The sequence below is a fragment of the Mesoterricola sp. MK458 genome, assembly GCF_055384935.1.
Map to the genome: position 1 here is coordinate 329,058 of NZ_AP045075.1, position 14,716 is coordinate 343,773.

A 14,716-nucleotide genomic window follows, 5' to 3' on the forward strand; every position below is an offset into this window, starting at 1 on the left:
GCCGGGCGGATCTTGAGAAAGAAGTGGGCCTCGTGCCGGTAGCCGTAGGCAAACCCAAGATGCCTGAGGTCTGCTGCTGCCGACCTGTTACCCAGTGAATCCTGCAAACTCCATCGAAGGGCCTATCGCCAAGGCGCCGAAGACGCCGAGGATCGCCGATGAAAAAAGAAGATCTTTTTCGGCGATCCTCGGCGGCTTCGGCGCCTCGGCGATAGTCTTTTCATTTCGAAATGCCTCGATGACGGGGACATGACGGCCTTCAAGGCCCGCCACCCTATGGCACCTTGCTGCCCATCCCAAATCGCCCCGCGTTGATGAGGCTGCGCGCCTCCTCCGTAATGGCTGCGGGGAACCCGCGGAGTTCCAGGAGGCGGATGGCATTGCGCGAATAGACGGGCCCGGGGCGGAGCTTGAAATCGAACCCGAAGGTCCCATCAACGACCTGTTCGGAGAAATGGTAGAGGTCGAAACGGCCCGCGAGGGCATCGCCCAATTCAAGGTCATGGGTGGTGACCACCACCAGGTGGCGTTTCTGGAGATCCCCAAGGACTGCGGTGGCGGCCGCAAGGCGCTCCAGGGTATTGGTGCCCCGGAAGATCTCGTCGATGAGCAGCACCTGCGGCGGATCGTCCGGTCCGGCGGCGACGAACTGCCGCAGCCGGTCCACTTCGGCCAGGTAGTAGCTCTGGCCTGCCTCCAGGTGGTCACTGCGCCGAATCGAGGATTGCACCATCAGGCGTGGAAGGCGCGCCCGGCGGGCCAGGCAGAAGTGAAGGGTCTGCCCGAGCAGGATGTTGATCCCGAGGGTCTTGATGAAGGTGGTCTTGCCGGCCATGTTCGAACCGGTGATGAGGCAGGACCGGTCCTGGAGGGTCAGATCATTGGGCACCGGGCGGGTAAGAAGGGGGTGACAGGCGCCCGCGATGTCCAGATCCCGGTTGGCCGTGAATTCAGGAACGGCATGGCCCCCAGGAACCTCATCAAGGTAGCGAACCAGGCCCATGGTCGCATCCAGGGCCCCCAGGGCTTCCAGGAGGAGCCGCAGTTCCTCCCGGTTCCGGCGCAGGGCCGGCACCGCCCGGAGGAAGCAGATGATGTCCATGAGGAACAGCATGTTCAGGTAGCCGAAGAACGCCGCGGCCAGTTCCGACAGCTGGCTGCGATCCACGGACAGCGTGCTCAGGCGCGCCTTGACCCGTGCCATGGCCGGGCGGCATTGGCGCAGTTGATCGATTTCCGGAAGGGGAGGCGCGTCCCCCAGGGCCGCGACCGATTCGCCCGCCTTGATCAGGGCGTGGATCCTGGAGAAGGCCGGATAGTACGGGGCCAGTTTCGGGCCCATGAGTTCGTTGACGAGAATGTTCAAGCAAAGAAACGCGAGCCCGGGAAGGAACAGCCAGGGAACCTGGGTCGTCCCCAGGAAGCAGGGCAGGGGGAGCAGGGCGCAGAGGAGGTAGAGCCAGGGGCGCGGGAGCTGATCCGGGAGCCCGACGATAAGGAAGGGTGCCAGGAAGGCGCTGCCGGGTTCCCCAAGGGGCTTCAGGGCCGCCCTGGCCTGCTTCATCCACAGCGGGTGCCCCCCCAGGATCGCGGCAGTCCGGGACCGGCCCTCCAGGATCCGATCCTCAGGTTCAAGCACCCGCATCCACCGGTAGAGGACCTGGCTCCCGGCCCAGCTGGCCGTGTGATCCATCTTCTGGAAGACCTCGTCCATGGCCAGGTCCTGCCAGGTGGCCTCGTCCACGGTGCCTGGCGGGTCCCCCAGAGCCACATGATAGAGCTGCACTAGGTCCAGGTCGCGTTCGGGCGGGGCATCGGTGGGTGGGGTTGTCATGGGATCTTCGTAGGCTACCATGCCGGAAATCGGGGTTCCCCTGGACAATTCTGCCTGCTGTTCGATGGCGCTGGGGTACCCCGCTTGTGGCTCCCTCCATTGCGCTTGGCGAACCGTCCCCAGTACGAGACCGTGTTGGATCCGGTTCTTGTGATGAAAGCGCACGATGCATCGATTGATCCCTCTCTGCTTGCTTCTACTTGTCCTCGCCTGCAAGTCCCCCCTGACCCGATTGAAACCCATCGAAGGCGGCCCTTCCATCGCCTTGACCTCCGTGGCGGTCGAGGATCACAGCCGACAGCTCAAGCGCCTGACGAAGACGGGGCCCGCGGTGGACAACACGCCCGAGGTCAGGCGCAAGGCCCTGGATGGCCATGGCCGGTGGCTGGAATCCGCGTTCAAGACGGAAGCCACGGCGTGCGGAATCGCGGTCACGCCGGATGCACCCTACCGCCTGGAACTCGTGGTGACCGACCTGGGTGAGATCCGCACCAAGTACATCGTCTACGGCATTGCCTCCGGCGTGGCCTGGGGGGTGGGCACGGGTCTGCTGGTCCACAATACCCGTCTGGCCGTGGGCCATGGCGGATACGAACTGCTCGAAGAAAGCGCCTTCTGGATCGGGGGGAGCGCCCTGTTCGGTTCCTTCTCGGCGCCCGCGGTCCTCGAAGACCGGCTCGCCTACCTGCCCCAGGAGACCACCGCGGCGGACGCTCGGAGGATCCTGAAGAACGTCCTGGATCTTCCCCCGGACCAGCTCGGCCGGGCCATGGCCCTCCTGCGCCGCCTGGGTTCGGACCCCTCGCGCCTGCTCCAGAGCGCCGAACCGAGCCCTGGGGAGCTGCGCAAGCTGCTCCTGGCCTCCCACCCCGCGCCTCCCCACATCCTGGTCCTGGATGAGCCGACCAACCACCTGGACGTGGCAGCCGTGGAATGCCTGGAAGAGGCGCTGGCCGACTTTCCCGCGGCGATGGTGATGGTGAGCCACGACGCCCGATTCCTGCGCCGCCTCGCCACCCGCCGATGGGTCATTGAGCCAGCGGGAGAGGCCCGCTGGATCCTGGCGGAAACCTCGTGACCAGGAACATCCCCACCCCAGGCAGCGTCCCTGCCGTTTCACGACCGCTCGCCCATATGCCCCCTGGCCCAGGCAAAGTTCCTTGGCCGAGCCCCATCCCCTTCCCTGGACGAAAAAGTCCAGCGGGTGACCCGGGAAGGGGCCTTCCCCAACCGAGTCTTCTTCATTGAGAACCTGGTATTTTGCCATCAAACCGAGGCTAGGCCTGAGCATGGCCGTGCCCGCGGCTGCTTCCTTCCCCTGTGATAAGGTCTTGCCATGGACGCCTTCTCCGACCGCAATGCCGTTGAACGCTATGCCGAGGGCCCTCCGCGTCTGGTGCCCGGCTTCGCGGGGTTGCATCGGATGGCCATGGTGCTTCTCGCGGAGAGGGCGCCTGTCGACGCCCGGATCCTGGTGCTTGGCGCCGGGGGTGGACTTGAGATCAAGGCCTTTGCCGAAGCGCAGCCCGGCTGGGGGTTTGACGGCGTCGATCCCTCCCGGGAAATGCTGGATCTAGCGATGGGAACCATTGGTTCACCGGGTCCGCGGGTTCGACTTCACCATGGGCTCATCGACTGTGCGCCGGAAGGACCTTTCGACGGGGCGACCTCCATTTTGACCCTCCATTTCGTTGAAGGGACGGAGAGGTTGCGCACGCTCAAGGAGGTCCGGCGTCGCTTGAAACCCGGCGCACCCTTTGTGGCAGCCCATTTCAGCATTCCGAACGGGGCGGCTGAGCGGGACCTGTGGCTGACGCGGTATGCCGCCTTTGCGGCAGCCTCCGGGGTCGATGCGTCCCAGGCGGAGAAAGGGAAGGCCATGATCTCCGAGCGACTGCCGATCCTGTCGCCCGAGGAGGACGAGCGGATGATGCGTGACGCCGGGTTCAGCCGCGTCAGTCTTTTCTATGTGGGCTTCGCGTTTCGGGGGTGGGTGGCCTACGCCTGACAAAGGAGCTGCATCGGCCTTTTCAGGACGGTTGTCCTGGCTTGATGCGACAATGCGGATGGTTTGTTCATGTACCACCTTCCTTGGATAGCCCTCATATGAATCCAGTGATCGAGCATGTTCAATCGCGACTCGTGAAAGACCTTGCGGCATTCGCCCGGGAAGTCGAGGCATTTCCCGACGACGCCGGACTCTGGCTGGCCCCCCAGGGTGTTGCCAACTCCGCAGGCAACCTGGCCCTGCATGTTGCAGGCAACCTGCAGTTCTTCGTGGGCGGCATGCTGGGTGGCACGGGGTACCAGAGGAACCGGGAGGAGGAGTTCAACCGGCGATCCGGGACCCGGCAGGAGGTCATTCGCGAACTGGACCGGGCCCGCCAGGTCGTGGAGGCGGCTCTGCCAACGCTCACGGACGAAGCTCTCCAGAAGGAGTTTCCCTTCACGAAGGATGGCAGGCGTTTCACCACCGAGGTTTTTCTACTTCGTCTCACCATCCACCTGGCCTACCACCTGGGACAGGCCAACTACCTTCGGCGGCTCCTGGCCCAGGCCCGGTAATCCGCAGGGCTTGTGAGCCTCCATGCGGCTGTGGTGGCGTTCCGTGGAACCGCTGGTGAAGTGGGTCATGCTTTCCGGATCGGCGTCGAGCTTCTGGAAGCCTCCCAGGATCGCCTTGAGGAGGCTGGGTTGGTTGCCATTGACGGCCAGGACGTAGTTGGCCTTCTTGGCGTTGGTTCCGAGGGTAATCTCGCGCTGGCAAACCATCGGGTCCAGGGTGATGATGTCCCAGCCCAATTCGGAAGCCGACCAAATTGCTTTCAGACAGAAACGCCGGAAGGACACCCAGGAGCTTCAATCGTTACGGGCGAGCCCACCGCACCATCGAGACGAGATGGCAGCATCTCTGATTAGCATGATATAAACTCAAAACAGAAATAACCTTCAGCCATTCGTTTCTAGTCGCGACTTTTCATCCGATTCGGATTCCCCATAGGGGATACACGAATTACAGAATGAATCGATCCAGAATATAGTCCCATATGACCTGTGTTTACATCAAAAACACCATCAACGAGGGCATACTTGTCATTTATCTTAATGGCATTCGCATAGTCCTCCTTTCTCAAGTGCAATGCGAAGGCATTTTTTCGAATCGAAAAAGCCCTGTCCTCTTTGTGAAAATAAATTGCTGTGCCTTCCTTTTCAATGCTAATAAAGCCAACAACCCTCACCAATTTTCCGTGGTAGGCTTCTGGATTTGCCAACAAGGCAATAGTACTTAGCGCCATCGGCTTTTCGTTTGTTTGACCGTAAAATACACATGGTAGTAGCGACATCATCCCCATAATCAATACAGAGGGCTTTGAAAATGAGGTCTTTAGAGTTCTCATGGCCTTCACCAGTTATTGATGTGTTATTTGGAGAATTGATTACCCGAATCATTTGTAATTACAGCAAAGGAAAACCTTTAACTTTGACCCCACAAATCATCCGGGACAGAGTTAACCCATGTCTTATATTACCGGAATCCGTGCGGGTGACTGACCGTTCACGCGGAGCTGTAGCCGATCCCCTCCTGCTTCGACTGCGAGTTGTCCAGGGGAGTCCCATCCACGTCCAAGGCGAGGTGGCCGCTGGCCCCAGCCCTGAGACCTACCCATGCGTGGCATCGGCCCTGATCATTTCCTTGAGGGTGCCATCGCCGCTCAAACGCTTCCGCGTGCCAGCGGGAAAACCCGGTATCTCCTCAAGGTCCGTAAGGATTTTCAGGATTGCTTTCTGGAGGGAGGCCCGGAGTTGGATGGCCCGATCCGACCTTTCCTCCTTGGGCAGTTCTTTGATCAGGGACCGCCCGGATAGCACATAGCAGGTGTCGGTCCAGCGCGGTTTCATTTCCCCATTGGCGTAGACCCGCACCCCGGTGCGAAGCAGCTCCTCCACCACCCGCCGGACCAGGGTGCTCTTGCCGGTGCCATTGGGGCCTTCCAGGCCGATCCGGTCCTCGGGGCGCACCACCAGGGCCGGCACCTCCAGTTGGCGCCCTCCGCCCAGCGCCAGGGTTCCGGATGGGATGGCCAGGAGGAGGTCCCGGGGGGAACGCTGGCCCGCAATGCCCAGCCCTAGCGTGAAGTCCCGGGCCACATTCAGGCCGGATTCACGCTCCAGGGCCTGGCGCATCCGGCCTTCAAGCTGGCGTAGGCGCTGGCCGCTGCCGCTGTCTGTGCAACGGGCCGCGTCCACCTTGGCCTTCCCGTCCCGGTCGCCCTTGGCCAGGCCGCGCTTGGACCGCTGCCGTTCGCCCTTGGCGGTCTGCTCCCGGCGTTGATCCAGCTCCCGGTGAAGCTTTTTCACCTCCCGGCTGGCCTTGTCCCGGGCCCGAACCTGCGCGGTGCGTTCCTTGACTTCCTCCCGGGAACCCTCCCCGTAGCCTCCGGGACGCATCACGCCTTCGCCTCCGTGTAGGAAGAGGCACTGTGCGCACAGGTGGTCCAGCAGGTCCCGGTCGTGGCTCACGAGGAGACCGATCCCGCGGAAGGACTCCAAGGCCCGCAGCACCCGATCCCGGGTCTCCCGGTCCAGGTGGTTGGTGGGCTCATCCATTCCCAGCACCTCCGGGGCGAGGTACAGGGCGGCGCCCACCTGGGCGCGCTTTCGCTCCCCGTGGCTGAGGGTTCCCCACCGCCGGGGCCAGTCCGCGGCCAAGCCAAGGATCTGCCGCAATTGGCAAGCCCTGGAACCGGGATCGTCCAGGAAGGCTTCCAGGCCATCGGGGGGATCGTCCGTGCGCTGGGGGCAGTGGACGCTCATCCCCCGGAGGGAGGCGTGGCCGGCGGTCGGCCCCAGAAGGCCAGCGGCCAGGCGAAGTACGGTCGTCTTGCCGCTCCCGTTGGCGCCGACCACCCCGGTCCATCCTGGGCGAAGGGTGAAGGTCAGGCCCTGGACGGCGGGTTCGGGGACGCCGTCATAGGCGTAGGAGACATTCGAGAAAGAGAGATGCACAAGGACCTTTCCGATGGCGGTCGGATCCTGGGGGCAGTGCCGTCCTGGGACGGTGCGAACAGAGCGGCCCCGCCTGGAACCTCCCGGACCATCCACGGCTGAAACGATTCAGTGGGCGACGTTCCGGTTCCAGGTCCTACTTGATCATTTCGCTCCTCCGGGATCCCGCAGCCTTCGGCCTCCGGGTCCAGCAGGAGAGTCTGCCATGAACTCGGGGGAAATGCGAATCGGAACTGACGATCCCCCGCAACCTTGACCTTTTACGATGGGAACATACCAGCACCGAGCCAACACTCACCCCAGGAGCGACCAGCGCTTACAGGAGATCCTTGAGCTGCTCGAACCGGCCCTGCACCTGGTCCCAGGTCGGCGGCTGGCCATAGCAAAGCAGTCGGCACTGCGATTCAAATTCTGAGCGGATCATCGATGCCAAAGCTGTCGTAGGAAACAAAGCGTCGCTGGCGGCGAATCGCATTCCCTCCGGGGCGAAGTAGCTGCGCGGGAAGTGTGCCCTGCTGATCTGGTCGTAGTCCGCCTTGATCTCGCCATACTCGGCATCCCTGAGCATGGCCACGACTTCCTCGCGTCCGCCCAGTTGGTAGAGGTCGTAGTAATGGCGGGCATACGTTCCCAGGGGGCGGCGATCACGCTTGAACAGTTCGATTTTGCTGTGGATCGCGAACATCTTCTCGACGAAGGTCCGCCGGAAGTGAAGCAGGCGCATGGGGAACCGCCCCTCGTCGGTCGCGCCGAGGGTCGCGCCTTTGACTTCGAGAAATTCCCCGACCAGGGATCCCAGTTCCACCGTCTCGGTCGGTTGGCGGCCACTGGCCGTGCCGGCCTCGATCAGGACTCGATTCGCCACATCACCGATGCCACCAAAGCGCTGGTGATAGGAGAAACGGTCGCTGCGGCCGAAGCCGCCGATGGTCTGGCCTTCGCCCGGCTCCAGCGTCAGCGCTGGATGCCCGGCGATGGCATCCCGCAGGCGCTTCAATTTCCGGTCGATGGCTCGGGTGCCCAGGGGGGGCTGGAAAGCCTCCGGATCCAGGAACAGGTCGATGTCCTCGGAGAACCTCTGGATGAGGTTCCAGCCCTTGGAAAGGCTGGTCCCGCCCTTGAAGATCAAACCGTCCACCTGCGTAGAGGCAACGATCCGCAAGGCCTCGGTGACGTAGTAGTCTTTCTCGATGAGGGCCGGCCGCAGGCCACGATCGCGGAAATGGTCTACAGCCTGGAGGATGGCCTGGTCGAAATCAGGATGCTGGCAAAGTCTCATGAATGTTGCTCCTTGGCCTGCCATGCCTTGGCATTGGGCAAAACGCTCAGCAGGCCGAAATCGTATCTGGAATAGGGGTTCAGGGAATCTCGTAAGAGGTTGAGCATTTCCGTGGATTTGCCAAGGCGCTCCCCGAGTGCACCCAGCAGTGCGCGGATGCGGGGAGGCTCAGAGGTGGCCACTTCAAAGAGCTTTTCGAATCGTCCGGGTTCATTCAGGAGGAATAGCACCTTCTCACACGTCTTGGCGGGGGGGAGTTCGGAATGCTTCCCGCCGTTGCGAAGGAAATCCAACAAGGCCGCCTCACGTTCCGAGAGACGGGCCCAGGCCTCGGGCCTGCGGGTATGGACCACCGCACCCCTTCCTAACAATTTGCGTGGCAGGCTGCCCTTGCTGGTGGCCACCTCGGCCCTTCCAGCCGACTGGGTCGAAAACCCGAGGAGGTTGGCCGCCGCGAGCCCGGCAGGGAATACCGGTCCTTTGGCGGCTGCAAGTTGCTGGAGTTTGGTGGGCTGGGGTCGGCTCTCGCCCAGGGCGGTGGGCCGCGGGCGGTAATAGATGCCTTTGCTCAGCCGTTCGATCAGACCCTCCCGGGTGAGGCGCGACAAGGCCTGCGCGACGGCGGCGAAGGGCAGGTCCTTGAAGTCTTCCATCCGCCACAAACGCTCACCGCCTGACTCGATCCGTTCTCGGATGCAGGCGCTGGCCCCGTGGGGGACCTGGGGAGTTGGGGCATGATCGGCCATGCCCCAGTTTCGCTTGCAGGTCAGGCATGTCAAGTTTTTTATCAAAAAAACACGACAATCGGTTACAAACGAGAGCTTCACCTACGCCAGGCTGGTCCATTGCTGTGGAGGAAACGCACCGGGTTTCCTGGATGGCCTCTTCCAGGAAACGGCGACGGACGGCCGTCACATACACCGCTGCCATGATCTAAAGGCGAATCGGATCATCCTACGGGGCTGAGGCCTTTGGAATTGTCGCGGACACGGAGGCTTTTAAACCACCAGACAAAGAAACAGGCCACTCAGAAGTGGCCTGTTTTTTCTGTTTGCTGATTGGCGCAAGTGGAATCGAACCACCGACCCCTACCGTGTCAAAGCCGGCATGGGGTGTTTCTCCACGACTTTGCAGCACTTACAATGTGCGTATGTATTGAAAATAAAGATATTAATACGAATTCGGTATTGAGCCGTCCGAGCCCATCCGGGAACATGTTTTGGACACGTGAGGGACACGTGCCGCAAGCAGGAACGGCATGGGCAGAACGAAGAAATCCGCGATCCTCGACAACCGCACCAACCGCCTGAAATTGGAGGCTGGCTTGCGTCATCAGACCCCGCTGGCGGCGGGGTTCTACCTGGCCTACCGGCGGCCCCGGTCCGAACAGGCAGGAGCCTGGCTCGCGCGGTGGAAGGACAAAGGGGAGAAGGTCGACAAGCAGCTGCGCATCGGCGACGCCGACGACTACACCGAGGCCGACGGCATCCGCATTTTGAGTTACGCCCAGGCCCAGAAGAAGGCCGAGGAATGGTTCCGGGAGGAGGTGCACAGGTTGGAACTGGAGCGGGGCGGAGAGGTGTTCCCAGCCGGCCCCTATTCCGTCGCCGATGCATGGACCGACTACCTCGCCGATGCCCGCCGCCGCGGCGTCAAAGGTCTCAAGATCATGGACCAGACCGCGAAGGTGCACATCCTTCCCGCCCTGGGCGAACTGCCCGTGGCCAAGCTCACCCGCAAGCGAATCGAGACCTGGCATGAAGCCCTCTCCACTGCGCCGCGGCGGAGCAATCGGAAGGTGGCGGAGGACGAGGATCCAGAGCCACCACCGATCCCGACCAAGGATGAACTCCGGGGCCGGCGCGACACCGCCAATCGGATCCTCACCAACCTGAAGGCCGCCCTCAACTTCGCCGCAGCCCAGTGCCGGGTGTTGGGCGCGATGCCCTGGCGCGAGGTCAAGCCCTTCCAGCGGACCACTTCCCAGCGGGTCCGTTTCTTGACCGTCGATGAACAACGCAAGCTGGTGACGGCCTGCGAACCCGACCTTCGCTCCCTGGTGATGGGCGCCCTGTACACCGGCGGCCGCTACGGGGAGCTCTGCAAGGTCCTGGTCCGTGACTTCGACCCCACCCACAAGACGCTCTTCATCCAGTGGGGGAAAGGCAAGGGAGACGCCGTGAGCCGGTCCGTGTCGCTTTCGAAGGAGGCCGTCGCCTGGTTCAAGGCGTTCACCAAGGGCCGGAACCAGGACGAATTGATGTGGCGGCGCACGGCGGTCACCAGGACCAAACGCCTCAAGCTGCTCCATGACCCCAACGGCTGGACGGACTATGACCAGGTCTTCGCCATGGAAAAGGCCGTCAAGGCCGCGGGCATTGCGGTGGTGACCTTCCACGAACTGCGCCATACCTACGCATCCGGACTGATCAATGCTGGCGTTCCTCTGATGTTCGTGGCCAAGCAACTGGGCCACGCCGATACCCGGATGTGCGAACGGCACTATGGCCACATCGCGCGCCAGGCGCTCGCGGCATCCATCGAGAAGCTGAGCCCCAGGCTCGGGCTATTCGAGCCGCAGGCTCCGCCTCAACGAGGAGGCACACCGAAGAAGCATGAATGACCACTGAATATTTTTGAGCCAACCTTTCCAATTCCTTTTTTTGGATTTCTTTAACTATGGCTTTCAGCAAATACATCGCCTATGTGGACGAGAGCGGCGACCACAGTCTTGAGAGTGTGAACCCTCAGTTCCCGCTGTTCGTGCTCTCCTTCTGCGTCTTCCTCAAGGAGGAATTCCTCCGCAGGGTGGTGCCCAGCCTCCTGGACTTCAAGTTCCGACACTTCGGGCACGACTGCATCGTCCTCCACGAAGCGGAAATCCGGAAACAGCACGGCGCGTTCTCGCTCCTTAGGGATCCGAATCTCCGAGAGGCTTTCCAGCAGGACCTATCTGGCATCATCACGGCTGCGCCCTTCACGGTCATCGCCACCGCGATCAAGAAGGACGAGGTTCGGAGGAGCGAATCCAGGCATGAGCACGTCTACCACCAGGCCATGGGTTTCGCCCTTGAGCGGCTCCACCGCTTCCTCGCGGAAAAGGACCAGCTCGATTCGAAGACCCATGTGGTCGTGGAATGCCGGGGGGCCGCGGAGGATCGGGAACTCGAACTGGAGTTTCGGAGGATCTGCGATGGCAAGAACGGCCTCGAACATCGCCTGCCGTTCGATATCGTATTCGCCGACAAGAAGACCAACTCGAGCGGATTGCAATTGGCGGACCTGGTTGCCCGGCCGATCGGGAGAATGATCCTGGACCCCCCAGGGCGGCCCAACCGCGCATGGACGATCATCGAGCCCAAACTGTTCCGGCCCAAGGCCTCCTCGTCGTATCAGGGTTGGGGCTTGAAGGTTTTCCCCTGAACAGTCGAAGGGCCTTGGCGTTCCCGCCAAGGCCCAGCGCCGGTCGAGTCTGCCCGACCCACTTGACATCATTTTGGGGCGAGGGAGGCTCTTTTTCAAGACTCAGGGTGCCTGAGGGCCAGAACATTTCCCCGCCATGGATGCTTGTCCGCTTCTTCTCTCGCATTGAATGACGTCGAAGGCAAAACAGTGTCGGGGTGCGGCGCGCGCCACACCCCGATGATGATGTTCAGCGGGGCGAACCCTATCGAGCCGACCTGCGGCACTGAACTGTGGAGAGAAGATTACCGCGGCCCAGCCAGATCACAATCCTCATGGCCTGGCTTGGGGGGAATCTCTTCCTTCAGGCGTGGAACTGGGGGAACCGAGGGAATCGTGTTCACCGCGAAGGTGATTATGGGTTCCCAGGGGGGTGCATCAAGTGGGAACGAGGGAACCTCATGGGAAGGTCTCGGCCTCAAGCCTCGCCTTCAAGCGCTTCGGCCTGGCGCTGACGAAGGAGTTCGATGCCTCGGCCGGTGATGATGTAGAACCGTTCAGTACCCCGGCCCGGAACTTTGACGTTTTTCTGGAACCGCAGTTTGCCCGATTCGGCCACTGCCTCAAGCAACCCCAATTCCGCGCAGGCCCGGGCCACCTCCTTGGGGCCATGGCCTTCACAGGCGTCCTTCCACCCCTCGGTATGGAAAAGGAAATCCAGGCGGTCCTGGCCATCCCGGCGCCGAAACCCTGCACAATTTGCGACCCGCTCGCCCTGGTTGTCCCAGTCGGCGAACCGGGAGGAACCGTGGCGTTCGATGAACCCGAGCACGGCCGCAAGCCCGCGTTCATGTTCCCCGGCGCCTATGCCGCCTCGATGGGCAAGCCAGCTTCGCATGCAGACCTCCGACGCCCAGGAGGCGTTGCCTGGTTGCCAGGGAGCCACCCCCCAGGCGGTCGCAAGTTCGCCCGCCACGGCCACCAGGGCGAATCGGTCCATCACTCGTCCCACCTGGGAATCCGCACCCCGGGGCAGGTGGCTGCGACTCCACTCGACCATGCGCCGTTCCAGGTCCAGGCATTCCGGTTCACCCCGGGGGCAGTTCCCCTGCCGCCTATGGATCGGTCACGGTCGCCAATGTCGTGAGCAACAACACGCTTTCCGACCTGGAGAAAGCCTTTCTGATCCAGAAATGGAACGACGAAGCCCAGACCAAGACCCAACTGGATTCACAAGCCAGCACCTACTCCGTGAGCGCCACCGCCTACGACAACGCGGTAGCCGCCCTCTCGTCGGGCCTCATCGCTGCCGGTGCGCCCTCCAATTGGGCCTCCACATGGCCCGATGGAACCACGTTCACCTCAATCGGCATCGTCGCGGCCCTCGCGGGTTGGTGGTCCACCATCGCCAGCACCCGCACCGCGTTGCAGGGTGCGATCAATGCCAAGATCCTGGCCAACGCCTCCACCGATGCCACGAACAAGGCCAACGCCGCCCAATCCGCGGCCATCTCCGCAGCGGCCACGGATGCCGCGACCAAGGCGTTGGATGCCATCCTCAAGAGCCAACTGCATCAGGTCGCCTGGGCCTCCAGTGCGCTCCCAACCCTCCCGAGCGGGACCTATCCGGCGGGCTACCTCGCGCAGACCACGGACAACCGCAAGTTCCAGGTGAACGCCTCCGGGACCGCATGGGGCGAGATCACGCAGGCGGCCATCGGGATATTCGGGCAGATCCTTGCGGCCCAGCTAACCGTGGCCAATTTTGACAACCTGGTCCCGAATCCAGGTAGCGAAATGGGGTCCTCCGCTGCGGGGATGAATCCCGAGGGGAATTGGATTGGTCAGGATGCGGTGAATGCCTTTAGCGGATCGTGGGTCAGATACGCATATTCGAGCACTACAAAGCAGACAAACGTGACCATCCCTATCCCTTGTGCGCCTGGAGATTCATTTTATTTCGAGGCGATGACAAAGGCCATCGGAGGCAATGGGACTACTGTCGCATTGTTCACATTCATGGATGCGAGTCTTTCCCCACTGCTTTCGTGCATCGGGAATGCCGTATTCTCTGGCTCTGCGTATCAGAAAAGTTCCGTTGCAGGGACCGCGCCTAGCGGGGCTGCATACGTCCAGGCATCCATCAAGGTCAATGCTAACGGTTCCCCCAGCGATTGTTATTTCGATGCACTCTATTTCCGCCGCATGGCCGATGCCAACCTCATCGTGGACGGGGCCATCACCGCGCAGAAACTCGCCGCCGTCCTGGCGATTGTCGGAACCATCAAAGATCCCTACTACGTAGCCGGAAGCACGGGCAATGCCCCGACGGGGTTCAAGTTGAGCGGCACCCCCTTTACCACGACGTTCATTGACGGGACGACGGATGCCAACTGCCACCTGGAACTGGAAGGATCGGCCAATTTCGGCGGCCAAAAGGTGGCGACCATCGTCAACAAGGTCATCGGGAACGTGAACACCCGCACGACCGCCGGAACGATGGACATCACCATCCCTGCAGGCATCACGCGAGTCACCCTGGAAGGGTTTGGCGGGTGCGGCGGTGGTGGAGGTGCCAGCAGCGGGCAGGGCGGGGGCGGTGGCGCAGCGGGTGACGGGAGGCGACAGCCGGTTACCGTCGTGCCTGGAACGACCTATCGCATCACCGTGGGTGCGGGTGGAACCGCAGGCGCGATTGGTGGGACCGGAGGAGCAGGCGGAGCCACGACGATGGCGTATCTCTCGGGTCCTGACTCCGGGTTTACCACGATCTCGTTCTCGGGCGGGCTGGGCGGAACCTCAACGGGTATCGGAGGCGCAACGGGCCTCGGTTCCCCGGGTGGCGTCGCGGCTACGGGTTCCGTTGTGGCAACCTCGGGTGTGATTCAGCCTGCGGCGGTCCAGTCCTTCAGCGGGGTCTGGAGCGTCCCTGGCGGTGGCGGGGGTGGCGGCGGTGTCGTCGGCGTGTCGGGTAGCAATCCCGCACCCGGTGGCGGTGCTAACGGCGTGGGCGGTGGTCCCATCAACCTCACCTCTACCTCTGGACGGGCCGGTGGCGGCGGTGGCGGATACGCAGGGAACGGGCAGTATGGCGGGCAGGGCGGGACCTGGACCGTCAGTGGATCAATTGCAACGGCTGGCACGGCGGGAGCGCCGGGATCAGCCACCCTCTCCTGGTAGTTTCTCGGAGTCCA

Annotated in this window: 14 protein-coding genes; 6 read left to right on the forward strand and 8 right to left on the reverse strand. The window is 62.5% G+C overall.

Annotated elements, in window-relative coordinates:
- Positions 1–87: 87 nt before the first annotated feature.
- On the reverse strand, positions 88–273 hold the full coding sequence (locus tag ACZ5LB_RS01445; RefSeq protein ID WP_464604387.1) for a hypothetical protein: 186 nt from the start codon (positions 271–273) through the stop codon (positions 88–90).
- A 1-nt stretch (position 274) separates the two neighbouring features.
- Positions 275–1,834: a MutS-related protein gene (locus ACZ5LB_RS01450; protein WP_464604388.1), complete on the reverse strand. Its 1,560-nt coding sequence runs from the start codon at positions 1,832–1,834 to the stop codon at positions 275–277.
- Positions 1,835–2,066: 232 nt separating this feature from the next.
- On the opposite strand from ACZ5LB_RS01450, the gene ACZ5LB_RS01455 reads away from it, so the two are divergent.
- From ACZ5LB_RS01455 to ACZ5LB_RS01465, 3 genes are all read left to right on the forward strand, one after another.
- On the forward strand, positions 2,067–2,912 hold the full coding sequence (locus ACZ5LB_RS01455) for a hypothetical protein (protein WP_464604389.1): 846 nt from the start codon (positions 2,067–2,069) through the stop codon (positions 2,910–2,912).
- Between the two features lie 258 nt (positions 2,913–3,170).
- Positions 3,171–3,842, forward strand: coding sequence for a class I SAM-dependent methyltransferase (locus tag ACZ5LB_RS01460; RefSeq protein ID WP_464604390.1), 672 nt, complete (start codon positions 3,171–3,173; stop codon positions 3,840–3,842).
- Positions 3,843–3,976: 134 nt separating this feature from the next.
- Complete coding sequence (locus ACZ5LB_RS01465) at positions 3,977–4,399, forward strand: DinB family protein (RefSeq protein WP_464604391.1); 423 nt, start codon at positions 3,977–3,979, stop codon at positions 4,397–4,399.
- Here the strand turns inward: ACZ5LB_RS01465 and ACZ5LB_RS01470 are convergent.
- The 5 genes from ACZ5LB_RS01470 to ACZ5LB_RS01490 form a co-directional block, all read right to left on the reverse strand.
- Entirely contained in the window at positions 4,319–4,684 is a 366-nt protein-coding gene (locus ACZ5LB_RS01470) for a hypothetical protein (protein WP_464604392.1), read from the reverse strand. The genes ACZ5LB_RS01465 and ACZ5LB_RS01470 overlap by 81 nt on opposite strands.
- A 113-nt stretch (positions 4,685–4,797) precedes the next feature.
- Positions 4,798–5,232 carry a hypothetical protein gene (locus ACZ5LB_RS01475; RefSeq protein WP_464604393.1) on the reverse strand — a complete coding sequence of 145 codons (435 nt, stop codon included), beginning with the start codon at positions 5,230–5,232 and terminating at the stop codon, positions 4,798–4,800.
- A 262-nt stretch (positions 5,233–5,494) separates the two neighbouring features.
- Positions 5,495–6,841: an ATP-binding cassette domain-containing protein gene (locus ACZ5LB_RS01480; RefSeq protein ID WP_464604394.1), complete on the reverse strand. Its 1,347-nt coding sequence runs from the start codon at positions 6,839–6,841 to the stop codon at positions 5,495–5,497.
- 316 nt (positions 6,842–7,157) lie between these two features.
- A complete protein-coding gene (locus ACZ5LB_RS01485) occupies positions 7,158–8,120 on the reverse strand; it encodes a nucleotidyl transferase AbiEii/AbiGii toxin family protein (RefSeq protein ID WP_464604395.1) in 963 nt (320 codons plus the stop codon).
- Positions 8,117–8,866, reverse strand: coding sequence for a DUF6088 family protein (locus tag ACZ5LB_RS01490; protein WP_464604396.1), 750 nt, complete (start codon positions 8,864–8,866; stop codon positions 8,117–8,119). Before ACZ5LB_RS01490 ends, ACZ5LB_RS01485 begins: the two co-directional genes overlap by 4 nt.
- A 578-nt stretch (positions 8,867–9,444) precedes the next feature.
- Here ACZ5LB_RS01490 and ACZ5LB_RS01495 point away from each other — a divergent pair.
- Positions 9,445–10,743, forward strand: coding sequence for a tyrosine-type recombinase/integrase (locus ACZ5LB_RS01495; protein ID WP_464604397.1), 1,299 nt, complete (start codon positions 9,445–9,447; stop codon positions 10,741–10,743).
- 56 nt (positions 10,744–10,799) lie between these two features.
- Positions 10,800–11,543, forward strand: coding sequence for a DUF3800 domain-containing protein (locus tag ACZ5LB_RS01500; protein ID WP_464604398.1), 744 nt, complete (start codon positions 10,800–10,802; stop codon positions 11,541–11,543).
- 457 nt (positions 11,544–12,000) lie between these two features.
- Here the strand turns inward: ACZ5LB_RS01500 and ACZ5LB_RS01505 are convergent, their stop codons facing one another.
- Positions 12,001–12,522 (reverse strand): hypothetical protein, encoded by a 522-nt coding sequence (locus ACZ5LB_RS01505; RefSeq protein ID WP_464604399.1) that lies wholly within the window; start codon positions 12,520–12,522, stop codon positions 12,001–12,003.
- 143 nt (positions 12,523–12,665) lie between these two features.
- Here ACZ5LB_RS01505 and ACZ5LB_RS01510 point away from each other — a divergent pair, with 143 nt between their 5' ends.
- The gene (locus ACZ5LB_RS01510) at positions 12,666–14,702 is read left to right on the forward strand and encodes a glycine-rich domain-containing protein (RefSeq protein WP_464604400.1); all 2,037 of its coding nucleotides are present in this window, start codon (positions 12,666–12,668) and stop codon (positions 14,700–14,702) included.
- The last annotated feature ends 14 nt before the right edge of the window (positions 14,703–14,716 follow it).